General features: G+C 69.2%; 16 protein-coding genes and 1 pseudogene. 8 read left to right on the top strand and 9 right to left on the bottom strand.

The window, feature by feature from the left end; genetic code table 11:
- A pseudogene (locus AC04L7_RS03355) lies at positions 1 to 682 on the top strand (M56 family metallopeptidase); the annotation flags it as partial.
- A 91-nt stretch (positions 683 to 773) separates the two neighbouring features.
- On the opposite strand, the gene AC04L7_RS03350 reads toward AC04L7_RS03355, so the two are convergent.
- From AC04L7_RS03350 to msrB, 5 genes are all read right to left on the bottom strand, one after another.
- On the bottom strand, positions 774 to 1,064 hold the full coding sequence (locus AC04L7_RS03350) for a DUF4031 domain-containing protein (RefSeq protein ID WP_436000593.1): 291 nt from the start codon (positions 1,062 to 1,064) through the stop codon (positions 774 to 776).
- Positions 1,061 to 1,468, bottom strand: coding sequence for a DUF3037 domain-containing protein (locus AC04L7_RS03345; RefSeq protein WP_299345648.1), 408 nt, complete (start codon positions 1,466 to 1,468; stop codon positions 1,061 to 1,063). The genes AC04L7_RS03350 and AC04L7_RS03345 overlap by 4 nt, the downstream gene beginning before the upstream one ends.
- Positions 1,455 to 2,228: a HipA family kinase gene (locus tag AC04L7_RS03340; RefSeq protein WP_436000591.1), complete on the bottom strand. Its 774-nt coding sequence runs from the start codon at positions 2,226 to 2,228 to the stop codon at positions 1,455 to 1,457. The genes AC04L7_RS03345 and AC04L7_RS03340 overlap by 14 nt, the downstream gene beginning before the upstream one ends.
- Before the next feature lie 34 nt (positions 2,229 to 2,262).
- Entirely contained in the window at positions 2,263 to 3,318 is a 1,056-nt protein-coding gene (locus AC04L7_RS03335) for a CorA family divalent cation transporter (protein ID WP_436000589.1), read from the bottom strand.
- A gap of 75 nt (positions 3,319 to 3,393) precedes the next feature.
- On the bottom strand, positions 3,394 to 3,861 hold the full coding sequence (gene msrB, locus AC04L7_RS03330; RefSeq protein ID WP_296278956.1) for a peptide-methionine (R)-S-oxide reductase MsrB: 468 nt from the start codon (positions 3,859 to 3,861) through the stop codon (positions 3,394 to 3,396).
- 99 nt (positions 3,862 to 3,960) lie between these two features.
- Between msrB and AC04L7_RS03325 the strand changes: the two genes are divergently transcribed.
- Entirely contained in the window at positions 3,961 to 4,779 is an 819-nt protein-coding gene (locus AC04L7_RS03325; RefSeq protein WP_436000586.1) for a hypothetical protein, read from the top strand.
- A 9-nt stretch (positions 4,780 to 4,788) separates the two neighbouring features.
- Here the strand turns inward: AC04L7_RS03325 and AC04L7_RS03320 are convergent, their stop codons facing one another.
- Both AC04L7_RS03320 and AC04L7_RS03315 read right to left on the bottom strand, forming a co-directional pair.
- Positions 4,789 to 5,361, bottom strand: a complete 573-nt coding sequence (locus AC04L7_RS03320; protein WP_436000584.1) for a DUF3016 domain-containing protein — start codon at positions 5,359 to 5,361, stop codon at positions 4,789 to 4,791.
- 108 nt (positions 5,362 to 5,469) lie between these two features.
- Positions 5,470 to 6,378: an AraC family transcriptional regulator gene (locus AC04L7_RS03315; RefSeq protein WP_475512521.1), complete on the bottom strand. Its 909-nt coding sequence runs from the start codon at positions 6,376 to 6,378 to the stop codon at positions 5,470 to 5,472.
- A 198-nt stretch (positions 6,379 to 6,576) separates the two neighbouring features.
- Here AC04L7_RS03315 and AC04L7_RS03310 point away from each other — a divergent pair, with 198 nt between their 5' ends.
- The 4 genes from AC04L7_RS03310 to AC04L7_RS03295 all read left to right on the top strand — a co-directional run bounded on the left by AC04L7_RS03310 (position 6,577) and on the right by AC04L7_RS03295 (position 10,585).
- Positions 6,577 to 7,311, top strand: a complete 735-nt coding sequence (locus tag AC04L7_RS03310; RefSeq protein WP_436000582.1) for an SDR family oxidoreductase — start codon at positions 6,577 to 6,579, stop codon at positions 7,309 to 7,311.
- 77 nt (positions 7,312 to 7,388) lie between these two features.
- Positions 7,389 to 8,423, top strand: coding sequence for an aldo/keto reductase (locus AC04L7_RS03305; RefSeq protein ID WP_475512520.1), 1,035 nt, complete (start codon positions 7,389 to 7,391; stop codon positions 8,421 to 8,423).
- Positions 8,424 to 8,631: 208 nt separating this feature from the next.
- Complete coding sequence (locus AC04L7_RS03300; RefSeq protein ID WP_475512519.1) at positions 8,632 to 9,909, top strand: Xaa-Pro dipeptidase; 1,278 nt, start codon at positions 8,632 to 8,634, stop codon at positions 9,907 to 9,909.
- A gap of 22 nt (positions 9,910 to 9,931) precedes the next feature.
- Positions 9,932 to 10,585: a DsbA family oxidoreductase gene (locus AC04L7_RS03295; RefSeq protein WP_475512518.1), complete on the top strand. Its 654-nt coding sequence runs from the start codon at positions 9,932 to 9,934 to the stop codon at positions 10,583 to 10,585.
- A 168-nt stretch (positions 10,586 to 10,753) separates the two neighbouring features.
- Here the strand turns inward: AC04L7_RS03295 and AC04L7_RS03290 are convergent, their stop codons facing one another.
- Both AC04L7_RS03290 and AC04L7_RS03285 read right to left on the bottom strand, forming a co-directional pair.
- On the bottom strand, positions 10,754 to 10,966 hold the full coding sequence (locus tag AC04L7_RS03290) for a hypothetical protein (RefSeq protein WP_296278964.1): 213 nt from the start codon (positions 10,964 to 10,966) through the stop codon (positions 10,754 to 10,756).
- A 134-nt stretch (positions 10,967 to 11,100) separates the two neighbouring features.
- Positions 11,101 to 11,745 carry an arylesterase gene (locus AC04L7_RS03285; RefSeq protein WP_475512517.1) on the bottom strand — a complete coding sequence of 215 codons (645 nt, stop codon included), beginning with the start codon at positions 11,743 to 11,745 and terminating at the stop codon, positions 11,101 to 11,103.
- Positions 11,746 to 11,803: 58 nt separating this feature from the next.
- Here AC04L7_RS03285 and AC04L7_RS03280 point away from each other — a divergent pair, with 58 nt between their 5' ends.
- Together AC04L7_RS03280 and AC04L7_RS03275 are read left to right on the top strand one after the other, a co-directional pair.
- Entirely contained in the window at positions 11,804 to 12,556 is a 753-nt protein-coding gene (locus AC04L7_RS03280; RefSeq protein ID WP_436001111.1) for an ABC transporter ATP-binding protein, read from the top strand.
- The coding region (locus tag AC04L7_RS03275; protein WP_475512516.1) for an ABC transporter permease at positions 12,553 to 14,978 on the top strand (2,426 nt) is incomplete at its 3' end. The genes AC04L7_RS03280 and AC04L7_RS03275, both read left to right, overlap by 4 nt.

The raw sequence follows: 14,978 nt of genomic DNA, 5'->3' as shown, positions 1-14,978 counted from the left end.
CGACATGCCGGCCCCTCCGGCCCCGCCCGCTCCCCCCGCAGCGCCGACCATCGCGCCGCCGGCACCGCCGCCGCCGCCCACGCTCCGCACTCGGGGCACCTTCAGCATCAGTGATACGCGCGGCGGCGATGCCTACGTGCTGATCGAAGGCGACGACGTGACGATGGCGGGCCACAGCGACGACATCCGCACCGCCCAGCACCTGCGGCAGGGCAATGCCCCGGTGCTGTGGGTGCGGAAGAACGGCAAGCAGTACGTGGTGCGCGATGCCGCCACGGTGCAGCGGATGAAAGACGCGCATGCACCGGTCCATGCGCTGGGCGAGCAGCAGGGCCAGCTCGGCGAACAGCAGGGTGCGCTCGGCGAACGCCAGGGCGAACTGGGCTCGAGACAGGGCGAACTGGGCGTGAAGATGTCGGAGATCGCGCAGCATCAGGCCGCCGCCGCGCTGCGTGGCGACGACACCCTCGATGCCGCCAACGACCGCCGCATGAAGGCGCTGCAGGACAAACAGGAGGCCTTGGCCCGCCAGCAGGAGGTCCTCGCCCGCCAGCAGGAGCCGCTCGCGCGGCAGCAGGAGGCGTTGGCGCGCAAGCAGATGGCGGCGACCGACAGGCTGCAGCGGGACGTCGACCGCCTGCTGGACGAGGCGATCCGCAGCGGCAAGGCGCAACAGCTCTGAGTGCCCCGTAGAGCCGAGCTTGCTCCGCTGCTCTCCGGCTCCACCGGGGGATTGAAAGACCAAGGAGCCGAGCGAGCTCGGCTCTACGGCATCAGGGGTCTGCCGCGTGGCCGCTCCACTGCGCGCGCGCGATGCGGATGACCGCACGGACCTGCTCGCGGTCGCGGTGGCGGGAAACGGCCAGGGCCCCCAGCCGCAGCGCGTCCTCGCGCAGTTCTTCGGTCAGGTCGTAGTGCGCGCCGCTGCGCTTGTCCTGGAACGCGCGCCGCGGCACGCCCAGCCGTTCCGCCATCGCGTGCAGTTCGTCCAGGGTGTCCGCCATCAGGTGGGCCCAGCGGCGGCCGCGCCACACGGTGACCGCATCGTCCACATAGACGCTCATCGGGGCGTGGTGGCCTTCGGCGGCCGCACCATGCGGTCCATCAGGTGCTCCAGCGTCGCCGGCAGATCGCCGCAGCGCCCCATGTGCACGGGCGAGGTCTGGATGATCGAACTGCGCTTGGCGGTAAGCCAGTGGAAGCGCGCGCGCGGGGGCAACAGTCCGATCGGCGCGGCCGCTTCGCCGCCGCGGCAGATCGCGGGAATGGTCTGCAGGTGGCGACGCAGCGATTCGATATCCATCGCGGGATCGAGCGCGCGCAGGCGCGCCTCGTCCAGTTCGATGCGCGCCTCGAGGAAGCCCGCGCGCTCGCACGACAGGATGATGCCGACGTTGACGAACTCCTCGCGCTCCACGCGCGGGACCACGCGGATCACCGCGTAATCGTACGTTTCAGCCGCGTGCACGGATCGCCTCATGCACGAAGGCGCCACGCTGCGCCACCCGACGGACCAGGTACTCGACGTAGGCGGCGCGCTGCGTCGCGGGGTCGCCGAAGCCATCGGGGCCTTGCAGCCAGGCGTCGGGTACCTCGGCCACGATCGTTGCGATCACGTCGTCCGCCAGGGCCGATGCCAGCTCGCCATCGACATCGGCCAACCGGGAAGCCCAGCGCAGCAGCACGTGGTCGCGGATCAGCGGAAACGGCTTGCCGGCTCCGGTGGTATCGCCATCCCAGCCGTGGTGGAAATACAACGCCGCCCCATGGTCGATAAGGTAGAGCCGGCGGTGCCACATCAGCAGGTTGGTGTTGCGCGCCGTGCGGTCGACGTTGCTGATGAAGGCGTCGAACCAGACGATCCGCGAGGCGAGGTCCGCGTCGGGCTGTTCCGCCACCGGATCGAAATTGACGGCGCCGGGCAGGTAGTCCATCGCCAGATTGAGCCCTGCACTGGCCTTGATCAGGTCCTGGATCTCCGGATCGCCTTCGGTGCGGGCGAGGTCGGCATCCAGGTCCATCAGTGCCAGGTGGGGCATCGGCAACTTCAACGCCTTCGCCAGACCGCCGGCGATCACTTCCGCCACCAGCGCCTTCGGTCCCTGGCCGGCGCCGCGGAACTTCAGGACATACAGGCCGTCGTCGTCGGCCTCGACCACGGCAGGCATCGAGCCGCCTTCGCGCAGCGGGGTGACGTAACGGGTGGCGATGCGGAGGGGAAGCGTCATCAGGCCGCTAGGATAGCGCGGCCGCGCGCGGCGCTCAGGTCGAGCGCGCCACGCCCATGCGCCGCAGCAGCCCGTAGACCAGCGCGCTCGAGGCCACGCCCAGCAGCAGCGCGAACGCCAGCCCGTGGGAGCTGTGCGCGAACGGCAACCCCGGCAGGTTCATGCCGAACAGGCCGGCGACCAGGCTCGGCGGCAGCAGCAGCGCGGTGATCATCGACAGCACGTAGAGATGACGGTTGGTGCGCTCGGCGAGCTTGGCGGCCACTTCGTCCTGCAGCAGGCGCGCACGCTCCTGCAGCGTGCCGACATCGCCGTCGAGATCGTCGAAGCGCTGGTTGAGGCGCGCGATGGCGGACAGCAGTTCGTCGTCGACATCCCCCGGGTGGCGTTGCTCGAACGGCTTCAGCACGCGCCGCATCGCGGTGAGCGGCCGATGCAGGCGCACGGTCTGGTGGCGCAGCTGGGCCAGGTCGCGTCGCTCTTCGCCGATGCTGTCCGCCAGCACGCGGTCCTCGATGCGGTCCAGCCGGGTCGACAGCCCGTCGCTGCTGCGCTCGACCGTGTCCGCGAAGCGACTGGCCACCAGCTCAAGCAGGCGCACCGGCGTCTCCGCAGGTGCGCCGGCGATCAGCGCGCGGCGCGCCGCTTCCACCGACCGCAGGGCTTGGCGGCGTGCGGTGACCAGCAGGTGTTCCGTCATCGCGAAGTGCAGCCAGCCGATGCCGTCGTCGCCCCGCAGCTGGCCCTCGGCCGCCAGGTCGACGCCACGCTGGTGCACCCAGTCGACGAAAGCCCCATGGATCGCGCGGCCTTCGCGCTGCAGGTTCACGTGCGAATCCGGCGACAGCAGCGTCTCGCGCGCGTCGTCGGGGATCGGCAGGCACGCCACCACCTGCGCGCTGCGCACGTCGCTGAGGTCCAGGTGCACCCAATGCCAGCCCGCATCGGGCGCGCCCAGCGCACCGAGGCCGGTGGACGCGGCGTCGAGCGCATGCGCGCACCCTTCGCCATCGAACCGGTACAGCCAGAGTGCAGCCGGCAGCCCGCCAGGGGGCGCCGGGGATACGTGCGTGTCGAAAGATGCGGCCATGCGTGACCGCCGGACGACGGTGGGATGACGGTCAGGCTACCGCCGTCATGTGCCCGTCCCGTGACAGCGGCCGCGCTAGCCGGCCGGTTGCGCTTCCGCGCCGCCACGCTGCAGCGGATCCGGGAGCGGCTCGCCTTGTGGCGTGAAGGCCAGCGAGACCGAATTCAGACAGTGCCGCTCGCCGGTCGGCGGGGGACCGTCCGGAAACACGTGGCCCAGGTGCGACTGGCAGCGCGCGCAGACGATCTCCGTCCGGACCATGCCATAGCTGGCGTCGCGGATGCGGCCGATGTGCGCCTCGTCCACGGGCTGGAAGAAACTCGGCCAGCCCGTGCCGGAGTCGAACTTCGCGCTGGAACGGAACAGCGGCAGGCCGCACAGGCGGCAGGTGTAGGTACCGTCCTGCTTGTTGTCCAGGAACACGCCGCAGAACGGCGCTTCGGTACCGTGCTGCAGCAGCACCCGACGCTCGTCTTCGCTGAGGCCGGCGATCAACGCCGTGCGCTGGGCATCGGAGGGCGGGGTGAGGTCGAAGGTCGTCATGGACGTGCTCCGCGGGAGGGATGTCCCCGATATGGTGCCGCCACCCGCATGCCACAACCCTGGTTTACCATCGCCGCGTTCCCCGGGGAGATGGCACGGATGCGATGGAGCTTGGCCTTGTTGATGGCGCTGGTGCTGCCCGCGGAGGCGCATGCGCAGCCCCCCGACGCGCCGCCGCGCGTTGCGCCCGCCCCGGGCTGCCTGGATGCCCGCCAGATGGCGGAGGTGCGCCAGGCTTCGTCGACGGAACTGGCCGTGCAGGGCCGCGACGGGCAGCGTTTCCGCATCGCGCTGTCCAGCGGCTGTCCGGGCGCCGGCGGGGACGATGCCGTCCTGCTGGCCCGCGAGGGCTGGGTGTGCGGCACCGGGAAGGAATATGTGCGCATCGGCGAAGCGACCTGCGCGGTGACGGCCATCGCCACCATCGATGCACGCGAATACGCCGCGATGGCGCGTGCCGCGACGGTGCCGGCGGACGATGGCCTGACCACGCTGGAGACGGTGGAAGTGCGTGCGCCGAAGCGGCGCGGTTTCGCCGGTTCTTCGAGCTTCTGCTTCAACCCGCGCTACCTGCGCGCGTGGTCGGAGGACAGCCAGGGCATGCTGGTGGAGCTTTCGCCGCGACGTTCGGGTGGACACCGTTACTACCGCGTCGAGCTCGCACAGAGCTGCCCGGATCTGGATTCGGCACCGGCCATCACCTTCCGCTCCGGCGTGGGCATCGGCCTCATCTGCGGCAATCCCGGCGACCGCGTCGTCGCCCAGGACAGCGGCGGCAACAGCCTTTTCGATTCGGGCAACGCGGATGCGTGGATCCCCGGCGACGAGCGGCGCTGGTCGCGCCGTGGCATACGGGTGCAGTGTTCGGTATCGGCGGTCTATCCGCACGAACCGGCGCCGCGCGATGCGGCGCCGTGAGCCCCGGGATCAGGGCGTCGAGGTCAGCGCCGCGTTGGCCTTGAACTCGCGGCGCAACCAGTCGTCGACCATGCGCTTCTCGTAGCGCAGCGCATCGCTGCTGTTGAGGTTGGATCCGGTCAAAAAACCATGGTCGACGAGCTTGCGCTCGCCTTCGGCGATCACCTGTCCATCGGGACCCTTCACCACGAAGTTCAGCTTCATGCGCGGCGGGTAGATGTCCTTGACGATGCGGATGTGGTCCATCCCCGTGCGCACGACCGGCTCATAGCGGCCGGCACGCTCGATGTCGGTGATGGTGATGTCCAGGGTCTGGCCACGGGCGAGACGCTGGCCGGCTTCGTCGCGCAGATAGGTCGCCAGATCCGTGACCCACGTGCCGCGCTCGGCTTCCCAGCGGTTGCCGCTGTACTTGAGCTCGCTGAAGGCGGCCGGATCCGTCCAGCTGACGCTCACTGCGCCGCCTTCGGTGGGTACGCTGCGCGGCAGGCCAGGATCGGTGACGTTCCCGGATCTGGCCATGCCGGGAACGGCGATGGCCAGGGCGACGACGGCGGTAAGCAGCAGGGCAGGCGCCTTCATGGCGGGTCCTCCGTAGGTGTCACACGAGAGTGTGCGCCCGCGCAGGAGGGGGAACAACCGGCCTGCCCCGCGTCGTGGCGCGACGTTCAGTCACGGTTTCCGGACGGTTCAGAGGTTGCGCAGGCGCTCGACATCGCGCASCGGCGGMGCRCCGAACATGCGGCTGTACTCGCGSSYGAACTGCGACGGGCTYTCGTAGCCGACGCGGTGCCCGGCGCTGGCGGCATCCAGCACTTCGCTGAGCATCAGCCGGCGCGCTTCCTGCAGGCGCAACTGCTTCTGGTACTGCAGCGGGCTCATCGCGGTGACCGCCTTGAAGTGGTGGTGCAGGGCCGAGGCGCTCATGTGCACCTCGCGGGCGATGTGGTCGATGCGCAGCGGCTTGGCGTAATGCTCGCGCAGCCAGTGGATCGCTTTCGCCACGCGCTGGCCCTGGCTGTCGGCGATACCGATGTGGCGCAGCATCGCGCCCTGCGGGCTGCACAGCACGCGGTACAGGATTTCGCGTTCGACCAGCGGTGCGAGCAGCGGGATGTCGCGCGGCGTATCGAGCAGTTTCACCAGCCTGGTCGCCGCATCCAGCATCTCCACGCTGCTGGGCTGGAGGAACAGCCCGCGCGACGGCGGCGGCAACGGTGCCTGCGCCGATTCGGCCTCGGTGACCATTTCGGCGATGGTGGCGGCCGACAGCTTCAGGATCAGGCACAGGTACGGCGCCTCGGCGGACGCTTCGACCACCTGGCCGGTCACCGGCAGGTCGACCGAAGCCACCACGAAGCGGCTGGCGTCGTACTCGTAGACCTCGTCGGCCAGGATCGCGCGCTTGGCGCCCTGCACGATCAGGCACAGCGCGGCTTCCTGCACGCCACGCATCGGCAGCTGCATGGGCGCGCTCAGCCGCGAGAAGTTCAGGGCCGGGATCGCCGTGGTGTGGAAACCGTCCTTGCCGGTGGATCGTTCAATCAGCGCGGCGAGTTCGCGGACGCGGTCATCGAGCGGGGTGGGCGAATCGGGCATGGGAACGCCTGTGGGGTGGACGTGGGGCATGCAGCGAGTCTACGCAGTGGATCCGGCGATGGAATGGGATAGACCGGGCGCTCGCAGGATCAGGCAAGGATCGTGGAGGAACCGGATATCGACGCATCGGCAGCGGCGCCCAGACTGCGCCCCGTCCCGGCGCACCCCGCGCCGTGTTTCCCCCCAACGAGGTATCCCATGTCCGGAATCGAAGGAAAAGTCATCGCCATCACCGGTGCCAGCAGCGGCATCGGTGATGCCACCGCACGCGAACTCGCCCGTCGCGGTGCGAAGGTCGTGCTGGGCGCACGCCGCACCGACCGGCTGGAAAAGCTGGTCGCCGGGATCGAAGCCGCCGGCGGCACCGCCCGCCAGCGTGCGCTCGACGTCACCCGACTCGACGACGTGCAGGCCTTCGTCGACTTCGCCCGCAGCGAGTTCGGCCGGCTCGACGTGATCGTCAACAACGCGGGCGTGATGCCGCTGTCGCCGCTGGCCGCGCTGAAGATCGACGAATGGAACCAGATGATCGACGTCAACATCCGCGGCGTCCTGCACGGAATCGCCGCTGCGCTGCCGGTGATGCAGGCACAGGGCGGTGGCCAGATCATCAACGTCGCGTCGACCGCCGGCCATCGCGTGTGGCCCAGTGCATCCGTTTACTGCGCCACCAAGCACGCGGTGCTGGCCATCTCCGAAGGCCTGCGCCAGGAGCACGGCGATCTCCGCGTCACCGTGGTGTCGCCGGGCGTGACCACCAGCGAACTGGCCGAGACCACCAGCGACGCCGGCATCAAGGCGTGGCTTGAGGATTTCCGCCAAGTCGCGATTCCCGCCGAGGCCGTCGCGCGGGCCATCGCCTATGCGGTGGAGCAGCCGGACGACGTCGATGTCAGCGAAGTCATCGTGCGGCCTGCCGCGAGCGCGAACTAAGCGTTCCATCGCGAGGGCTTGCCGTTGCAGTGGCGGGGGAGTGCAATGGCGCACTCCCCCGTTTCAGGACCCTCGTCATGGAATACCGCTATCTCGGCGCCTCCGGCTTCCGCGTCCCCGTGCTCTCCTTCGGTACCGGCACCTTCGGCGGGCAGGGCGCCTTGTTCAGCGCGTGGGGCAGTACCGACGTGGCCGAAGCGCGCCGCCTGGTCGATGTCTGCCTCGACGCCGGCCTGAACATGTTCGACAGCGCCGACATCTACTCCAAGGGCGCGGCCGAAGAGATCCTCGGTGAAGCGCTCAAGGGCAGGCCGCGCGACTCGCTGATCATTTCCACCAAGGCCACGTTCCGGTTCGGCGACGGCGAAAACCAGGTGGGTTCTTCGCGCCATCATCTGATCAACGCCGTGGACGCTGCTCTCAAGCGTCTGGGCACCGACTACATCGACCTGTTCCAGCTGCATGGCTTCGATGCGCGTCCGCCGGTCGAGGAAGTGCTGTCCACGCTCGACACGCTGGTGAAGACCGGCAAGATCCGCTACCTCGGCGTGTCCAACTTTTCCGGCTGGCACCTGATGAAGTCGCTCGCCGCCGCCGATCGCCACGGCTGGACGCGCTACGTCGCGCACCAGGCGTACTACTCGCTGGTCGGTCGCGACTACGAATGGGAGCTGATGCCGCTGGGCGTCGACCAGGGCGTGGGTGCGGTGGTCTGGAGTCCGCTGGGATGGGGCCGCCTCACCGGCAAGATCCGCCGCGGCCAGGCGCTGCCCGAGACCAGCCGCCTGCAGTCCCAGGCCGCCAACGATGCCGGTCCGCAGGTGGACATGGACTATCTGTACGACGTGGTCGACGCCCTGGACGCGGTCGCGCAGGAAACCGGCAAGTCGATCCCGCAGGTCGCGCTGAACTGGCTGCTGCAGCGGCCCACCGTCAGCACCGTGGTGATCGGYGCGCGCAACGAGGAGCAGCTSARGCAGAACCTCGGCGCTGTGGGCTGGAACCTCACCCCGGAGCAGGTGGCGAAACTGGACAAGGCCAGCCAGCGCCCGAAGCCCTACCCCTACTGGCACCAGGCCGGCTTCGCCTACCGCAATCCCACGCCGGTCTGATCGTGCCGCGCAACGGAATCCCCGTGGGAGCGACGTAAGTCGCGACCGCGCCCATACCCCGTGCAGAAACAAGAACGCGCAGCAGCGCGCCCTTAAAAGAAAACATCGGCTTTCCGTGAGCGGCCAGGTGCGTGGTCGCGATTTACGTCGCTCCTACCGGGTGGGCTTGCTACATTCGCCTTCTCTTCATTCGACTTCCGGGTCCTCCATGCGCCTGTGTGTCCTCGCCGCCGTCCTGTCCGTCGCCTGCGCGCCTGCGTTCGCAGCCACCACCTACGTCAAGGCCGGGCGCCTGCTCGATGTCGAATCCGGTCGCCTGCTGACCGACCAGGCCATCGTCATCGAGGATGCGCGCATCACCGCCATCGGTCCGGCCGCGACCACGCCGGTACCGGCGGGCGCAACGGTGCACGACCTGTCGACGAAGACCGTGCTGCCCGGCCTGATGGACGCGCACGTGCACCTGCATGGCGATGCGGATCTGCAGGGCTACCGGCGGCTGGCGATCTCGCTGCCGGYCGCCGCCATCAAGGGCGCGAAGAACGCGCGCACCACGCTGCTGGCCGGCTTCACCACCGTGCGCGTGCCGGGTTCACCCGGTTACGCGGACGTCGCCCTGCGCGATGCGATCGCCACGGGCGAAGTCGATGGTCCGCGCATCCTCGCGGGTGGCGTGTCCATCGGCATCACCGGCGGGCACTGCAGCGACAATAACCTGCTGCCGGCCGAATACAAGGCCGTGGGCGAGGGCGTGGCCGACGGTCCCTGGGCCGCGCGGCAGAAGGTGCGGCAGAACGTCAAGTTCGGGGCAGATTTCATCAAGACCTGTTCGACCGGCGGCGTGCTGTCCAAGGGCACCGAGGTCGGTGCGCCGCAGTATTCGCTCGAGGAGCTGAAAGCACTCGTCGATGAAGCGCATGCGCTGGGCCGCAAGGTCGCCTCGCACGCGCATGGCGCCACCGGCATCCGCAATGCACTGCTGGCCGGCGTGGATTCCATCGAGCACGCCAGCTTCATCGACGACGAAGGCATTGCACTGGCGAAGAAGAACGGCACCGTGCTGGTGATGGACATCTACAACACCGAATACATCCTGGGCGAAGGCGAGAAGGCCGGCTTCCTGCCCGAATCGCTGGAGAAGGAACGCCGCGTGGGCGCCACCCAGCGCGAGAACTTCCGCAAGGCGCACCAGGCCGGCGCGGTCATGGGCTTCGGCACCGATGGCGGCGTGTATCCGCATGGCCTCAATGCGCGCCAGTTCTCGCGCATGGTGCAGTTCGGCATGACGCCGCTGCAGGCCATCCGCTCGGCCACCGTGGTGAACGCACGCCTGTTCGGCATCGACAAGGACGTGGGCGTGCTCAAGCCGGGCTATTCCGCTGACCTGATCGCCGTCGACGGCGATCCGCTGCAGGATGTTTCCGTGCTGGAGAGGGTCGGCTTCGTGATGAAGCAGGGCCGCGTGTACAAGAACGCGAACGAGTGAGCGCCGCCGAATGCCGAATCCCGTGAAGATCGATTTCGTTTCCGACGTCGCGTGCCCCTGGTGCGCGATCGGCCTGGCCGCGCTCGAACGCGCGATGGCGGACATCGGCGGCGACCTGCAGGTCGAGCTGCGGTTCCAGCCTTTCGAGCTGAATCCCGGCATGGAACCGCAGGGAGAATCGATCGCGGAACATCTCGCGAAGAAGTACGGGCTGAGTGCGGAGCAGCTCGCGCAGAACGGCGAAGCGCTGCGCCAGCGCGGCGAGGCGCTGGGGTTCCGTTTCGACCTGCAGAAGCGCGACCGCATCTACAACACCTTCGACGCCCACCGCCTGCTGCASTGGGCGGCCGAGCGCGGCGCCGCATCGCAGCTCGCGCTCAAGCGCGCGCTGCTGCAGGCGTACCACGGCGGGGGACGGAACCTGTCGGACCGCGACACGCTGGTCGATATCGCCGCGAACGCCGGTCTCGACGGTGCGGATGCGCGCCGCGTCCTCGACACGGATGCGTATGCGCAACAGGTGCGCGAACTCGAGCGCTTCTACCAGGAGCAGGGCATCCGCGCAGTGCCCTCGGTGATCTTCAACGACCGCCACCTGGTGCAGGGCGGCCAGCCGCCCGAGGTGTTCGAGCAGGCGCTGCGGCAACTGGCAGGTTTGTCCGGACAGTCATTGTAGGGGCGACGTGAGTCGCGACCGCGGGGCGTGCGAGTCCGGATCCGGAAAGCGCGCCGCCCGACAGATGGCAAGGCGTCAGGCGGGGCGCGATGGGCGCATGCGCTGGCACGACGCTCTTTCATGTCCTGGAGGTCGCGACGGGCGCCGCCGCGGGAGGCCGCCGGATGCTCAGCCGTGCCTCGCCAACAACACGGATTCGTTGCTGGGCATCTCGACGACGACGGCGGTCTGGATGCCGTGGTGCTGGTGCAGCGTGGCGGCGAGCAGCTTGGCGCTCTCGCGCGCATCGCCGAGGTTGTCGAACCAGTCACGGCCGAACTGGCCTTCGTAGAGTTGCCAGCCTTTGTCATTGGCGGCGATGGTGAACAGCAGGCGGGGCATGATGGACTCCGGTCAACGCGCCGGGCAGGGAACCGGCGAGCGCACTGTGCGCGAATGTGCCAGCTCTCACATTCGGCGGATGCCCCGGATCCGCGTAGGAAAAATCCTACGCGGGGGTAGGAAGGCGGCCGGAGTCAGCGCAGGAGCGGTTCCAGCGCCTTCCACACGTGGTCGCGCAGCTTGGGTTGCGCGCTGGCGACGGGGTGCAGGTTGTCGGCCTGGTAGGCATTGCGGTCCAGCGCGATGGGCTCCAGCAGGAAGGGCAGCAGGGCCGTGCCGTACTGCCTGGACAGCGCACTGAAGTTCTGTTCGAAACCGCGCGTGTACTCCGGGCCGTAGTTCGGCGGYATGCGCATGCCGACCAGCAGGACCTTCGCCTTGCGGGCCTGCGCGGCCTTGATCATCTTCTCGAGGTTGGCGCGCGTCTGCGCGAGCGGCAGCCCGCGAAGACCGTCGTTCGCGCCGAGCGCGATGACGACGATGGCGGGCTGGTGGCGTTTCAGCTCCGCGGCGATACGCGACGCCCCGCCTGCGGTGGTCTCGCCGCTGATGCTGGCATTGACCACGCGCCAGCCCGGCCTGGTCTTGGCGATGCGGTCCGCGGTCAGCGCGACCCAGCCCTGCGCAGGCGCAAGCCCATAGGCGGCCGACAGCGAATCGCCCATCACCAGCACGGTGCGTGCGCCCTGTGCCGGCGCGGCCGACGGCGCCTGCGCTGCGGCGGGCCGTGCGGATAATGCGACGAACAGCAACAGGGCCAGGCCCACGGCCCATTGCATGCGCACGCCCGCAACCCCATACCTGGTCAAATTAAGAAACATTTAATCCGTGCTCCCGATGATTCACGAAACGACCGACGAGACGATCATGGCCGACGCCAGCAGACTCCACACTGAAGCCCCCGCCGCCGCGCGCCACGCCGTGCTCGACGTGCAGGGACTGGGCAAGCAGGTGCCGTTGCCCGAAGGCGCGCTGACCATACTCGACGATATCGGGTTCCGCATCGAACACGGCGACACGGTCGCCATCGTGGGCGCCTCGGGCTCGGGCAAGAGTACGTTGCTGTCGCTGCTCGCCGGCCTGGACGTGCCCAGTGCGGGCAGCGTGACGCTGGATGGCGAGCGTCTGTCGGACATGGACGAGGACGGCCGTGCCCGCGTGCGCGGCGAGAAGGTCGGCTTCGTCTTCCAGAGCTTCCAGCTGCTGCCGTCGCTGACCGCGCTCGAGAACGTCATGCTGCCCCTGGAACTGCGCGGCGATGCCGACGTGGAGGGTCCCGCGCGGCAGATCCTCGAGAAGGTCGGCCTGGGCAAGCGCCTGGGCCACTATCCGCGCCAGCTGTCCGGCGGCGAGCAGCAGCGCGTGGCGCTGGCGCGCGCCTTCGTCACGCGTCCCTCGCTGCTGTTCGCCGACGAACCCACCGGCAATCTCGACACCCACACCGGGCAGGCGATCATCGAGCTGCTGTTCGCGCTGAACGCCGATGCCGGTACCACGCTGGTACTGGTGACGCACGACGACCATCTGGCGGCGCGCTGCCAGCGGTTGCTCCGGCTCGATGCCGGGCGGCTGCAGGGCGCCGCCGCATGAGGACCCTCGCCCTGGCCTGGCGCCAGTTGCGCCGTGACCTGGTGGCCGGCGACGTGCGCATCCTGTTCGCCGCCCTCGTGCTCGCAGTCGTGGCGGTGACGGCCGTCGGTTTCGTCACCGACCGCGCCGAACGCGCGCTGGCCATCGAAGCGAACCGCCTGCTGGGGGGCGACGTGGTCGTGCGCGGCGACGCGCCGCCGACGGAGGCATTGCGTGCGCTGGCGAATGCGCCCGGCCTGCGCGTGACCGAGACGCAGGAACTGCAGAGCATGATCCGCGCCGGCGAATCGCTGTCGCTGGGCGACCTGCGCGCGCTGGGCGAGGGCTTCCCGCTGCGCGGCAGTTTCCGCGTGATCGACGCCTCCGGCGCTGCCGAGCGCAATGCGACCGGCATTCCCGCGCCGGGCACGGTCTGGATCAGCCAGGCGGGCGCCGAGACGCTGGGCGCCAGGCTCGGCGACGGGATCGGCATCGGCACGCGCACGTTGCAACTTGCGGCGCTGGTGACGCAGGAGCCCGACGCGGCGCTGGATTACTTCAATGTCGCCCCGAAGGTTTTCCTCAACCTCGCCGACCTGCCTTCGACCGGCCTCGTGCAGGAAGGCAGTCGCCTGCGCTATCGCCTTGTCGTGGCCGGCGATGCGGCCGCGGTCGAATCCTTCACCTCCGCCGTCAAACCGCAACTCGCGCGCGGCCAGCGCATGGAAACGATCCAGGACGCGCGACCCGAGGTGCGCTCCGCGCTGGATCGCGCCAGCCGCTTCCTCGGCCTCGCCGCGCTGGTGTCGGTGGTGCTGGCCGCGGTCGCGGTCGCGATGGCGGCACGCCGGCACAGCGAACGCCATCTCTCCGGCACCGCGGTGATGCGCTGTCTCGGCGCACAGCAGAGCACGCTGGTCGGCATCCACGTAGGGGAACTGGTCCTGCTGGGCCTGGCCGCGTGCACGGTGGGCGTGCTGATCGCCTTCGGCCTGCAATGGGGCATTGGCAGCTGGCTGCAGCAATCGTTGAAGATCGACATCCCGCCGGCGGGCATGTTGCCGGCCCTGCAGGGCTATGGCGTGGGCATGATCGTGCTGCTCGCCTTCGGTGCGCCGCCGGTACTGGCGCTGCGGCGCGTGCCCGCGCTGCGCGTGCTGCGTCGCGATCTCGATCGCACGGAGCCCAGCGCATGGCTGGTCGCGCTGACAGGCTTCGTCGGACTGGGCGCGCTGTTGTGGTGGAAGGCGGGCTCGCCCACCTTGGGCACCGCGATGCTCGTGGGCATCGTCGGTACGCTCGCCGTGCTGGCCCTGCTGGCGTGGCTGCTGATCCTGCTGGTCCGGCGTGTGCGCTCGCGCATGCGCGGCAGCCTGCGTTACGGGTTGGCCAACGTCAGCCGTCGCGCGGGCACGTCGATCGCGCAGGTATCCGCGCTGGGCCTGGGCCTGATGGCGCTGCTGCTGCTGACCTTCGTGCGCACGGACCTGCTGGACCGCTGGCAACTGGCGCTCTCGGCCAATGCACCCAACCGCTTCATCGTCAACGTGCAGCCGGACCAGGTCGACCCGGTGAAATCCTTCATGCAGTCGCGCGGGCTGTCGGCGGTGGACCTGTATCCGATGATCCGCGGCCGGCTGGTCGAGCTCAACGGCAAGCCCGCCAGCGGCGCCGACTACGAAGGGGCCGACGCGCGCACGCAGCGGCGCGCCGACCGCGAGTTCAACCTGTCGATGGCGGCGACCTTGCGCGACGACAACAAGGTGACCGCGGGCGCGTTCTGGACCGGGCATACCCCGACGTCGCCGGAGTTGTCGGTGGAAGAGGGCTTCGCCGAAGATCTGGGCTGGAAGCTCGGCGATCGCGTCGCCTTCGACATTGCCGGCCAGCGCTTCGAAGGTCGCATCACCAGCCTGCGCAGCGTGGACTGGGAAAGCTTCMGGCCGAATTTCTTCGTCGTCGCCTCGCCGGGCGCACTCGACGGCTATTCCGCCAGCTACATCACCGCGGTCAGCGTGCCCTCCGGCGATGCCGCCTTCACCCGCGAACTGGTCAATCAGTTCCCCAATCTGTCGGTGATCGACGTGGAGGCGGTGCTCAAGCAGGTACGCAGCACGGCCGAGCAGGTCTCGCAGGTGGTGCAGGTGGTGTTCTGGTTCTCGCTGGCAGCCGGTCTGCTGGTGTTGATGGCCGCCGTGAGCGCCAGCCAGGACGAACGGCTGCTGGAAGGCGGCGTGATGCGCGTGCTGGGTGGCAGCCGTCGCCAGCTGCGGCTGGCACAGGCCTCGGAGTTCGCCGCCATCGGGCTGTTGGCAGGGTTGGTCGCCGCCATCGCGGCCTCGGTCTTGTCCGGCGTGGTCGCCACGCAGGTGTTCGATCTGCCGTGGAAGGCCAACTGGCAGCTGGCCGCCATCGGCGGTGGCCTGGGCATGCTGGCAGCGCT

The organism is Pseudoxanthomonas sp. LjRoot204_2 (genome assembly GCF_056175765.1).
The sequence above is the reverse complement of the archived record's forward strand: the minus strand, read 5'-3'. Positions and strand labels throughout refer to the sequence as shown.

Bases quoted from the DNA above. Each gene is read 5' to 3' on its own strand.
- AC04L7_RS03320 (WP_436000584.1), bottom strand. From the start codon at position 5,361: ATGAAGGCGCCTGCCCTGCTGCTTACCGCCGTCGTCGCCCTGGCCATC.
- AC04L7_RS03350 (WP_436000593.1), bottom strand. From the start codon at position 1,064: ATGAGCGTCTATGTGGACGATGCGGTCACCGTGTGGCGCGGCCGCCGC.
- AC04L7_RS03290 (WP_296278964.1), bottom strand. From the start codon at position 10,966: ATGCCCCGCCTGCTGTTCACCATCGCCGCCAATGACAAAGGCTGGCAA.
- AC04L7_RS03310 (WP_436000582.1), top strand. From the start codon at position 6,577: ATGTCCGGAATCGAAGGAAAAGTCATCGCCATCACCGGTGCCAGCAGC.
- AC04L7_RS03335 (WP_436000589.1), bottom strand. From the start codon at position 3,318: ATGGCCGCATCTTTCGACACGCACGTATCCCCGGCGCCCCCTGGCGGG.
- msrB (WP_296278956.1), bottom strand. From the start codon at position 3,861: ATGACGACCTTCGACCTCACCCCGCCCTCCGATGCCCAGCGCACGGCG.
- AC04L7_RS03340 (WP_436000591.1), bottom strand. From the start codon at position 2,228: ATGACGCTTCCCCTCCGCATCGCCACCCGTTACGTCACCCCGCTGCGC.
- AC04L7_RS03325 (WP_436000586.1), top strand. From the start codon at position 3,961: ATGCGATGGAGCTTGGCCTTGTTGATGGCGCTGGTGCTGCCCGCGGAG.
- AC04L7_RS03280 (WP_436001111.1), top strand. From the start codon at position 11,804: ATGATTCACGAAACGACCGACGAGACGATCATGGCCGACGCCAGCAGA.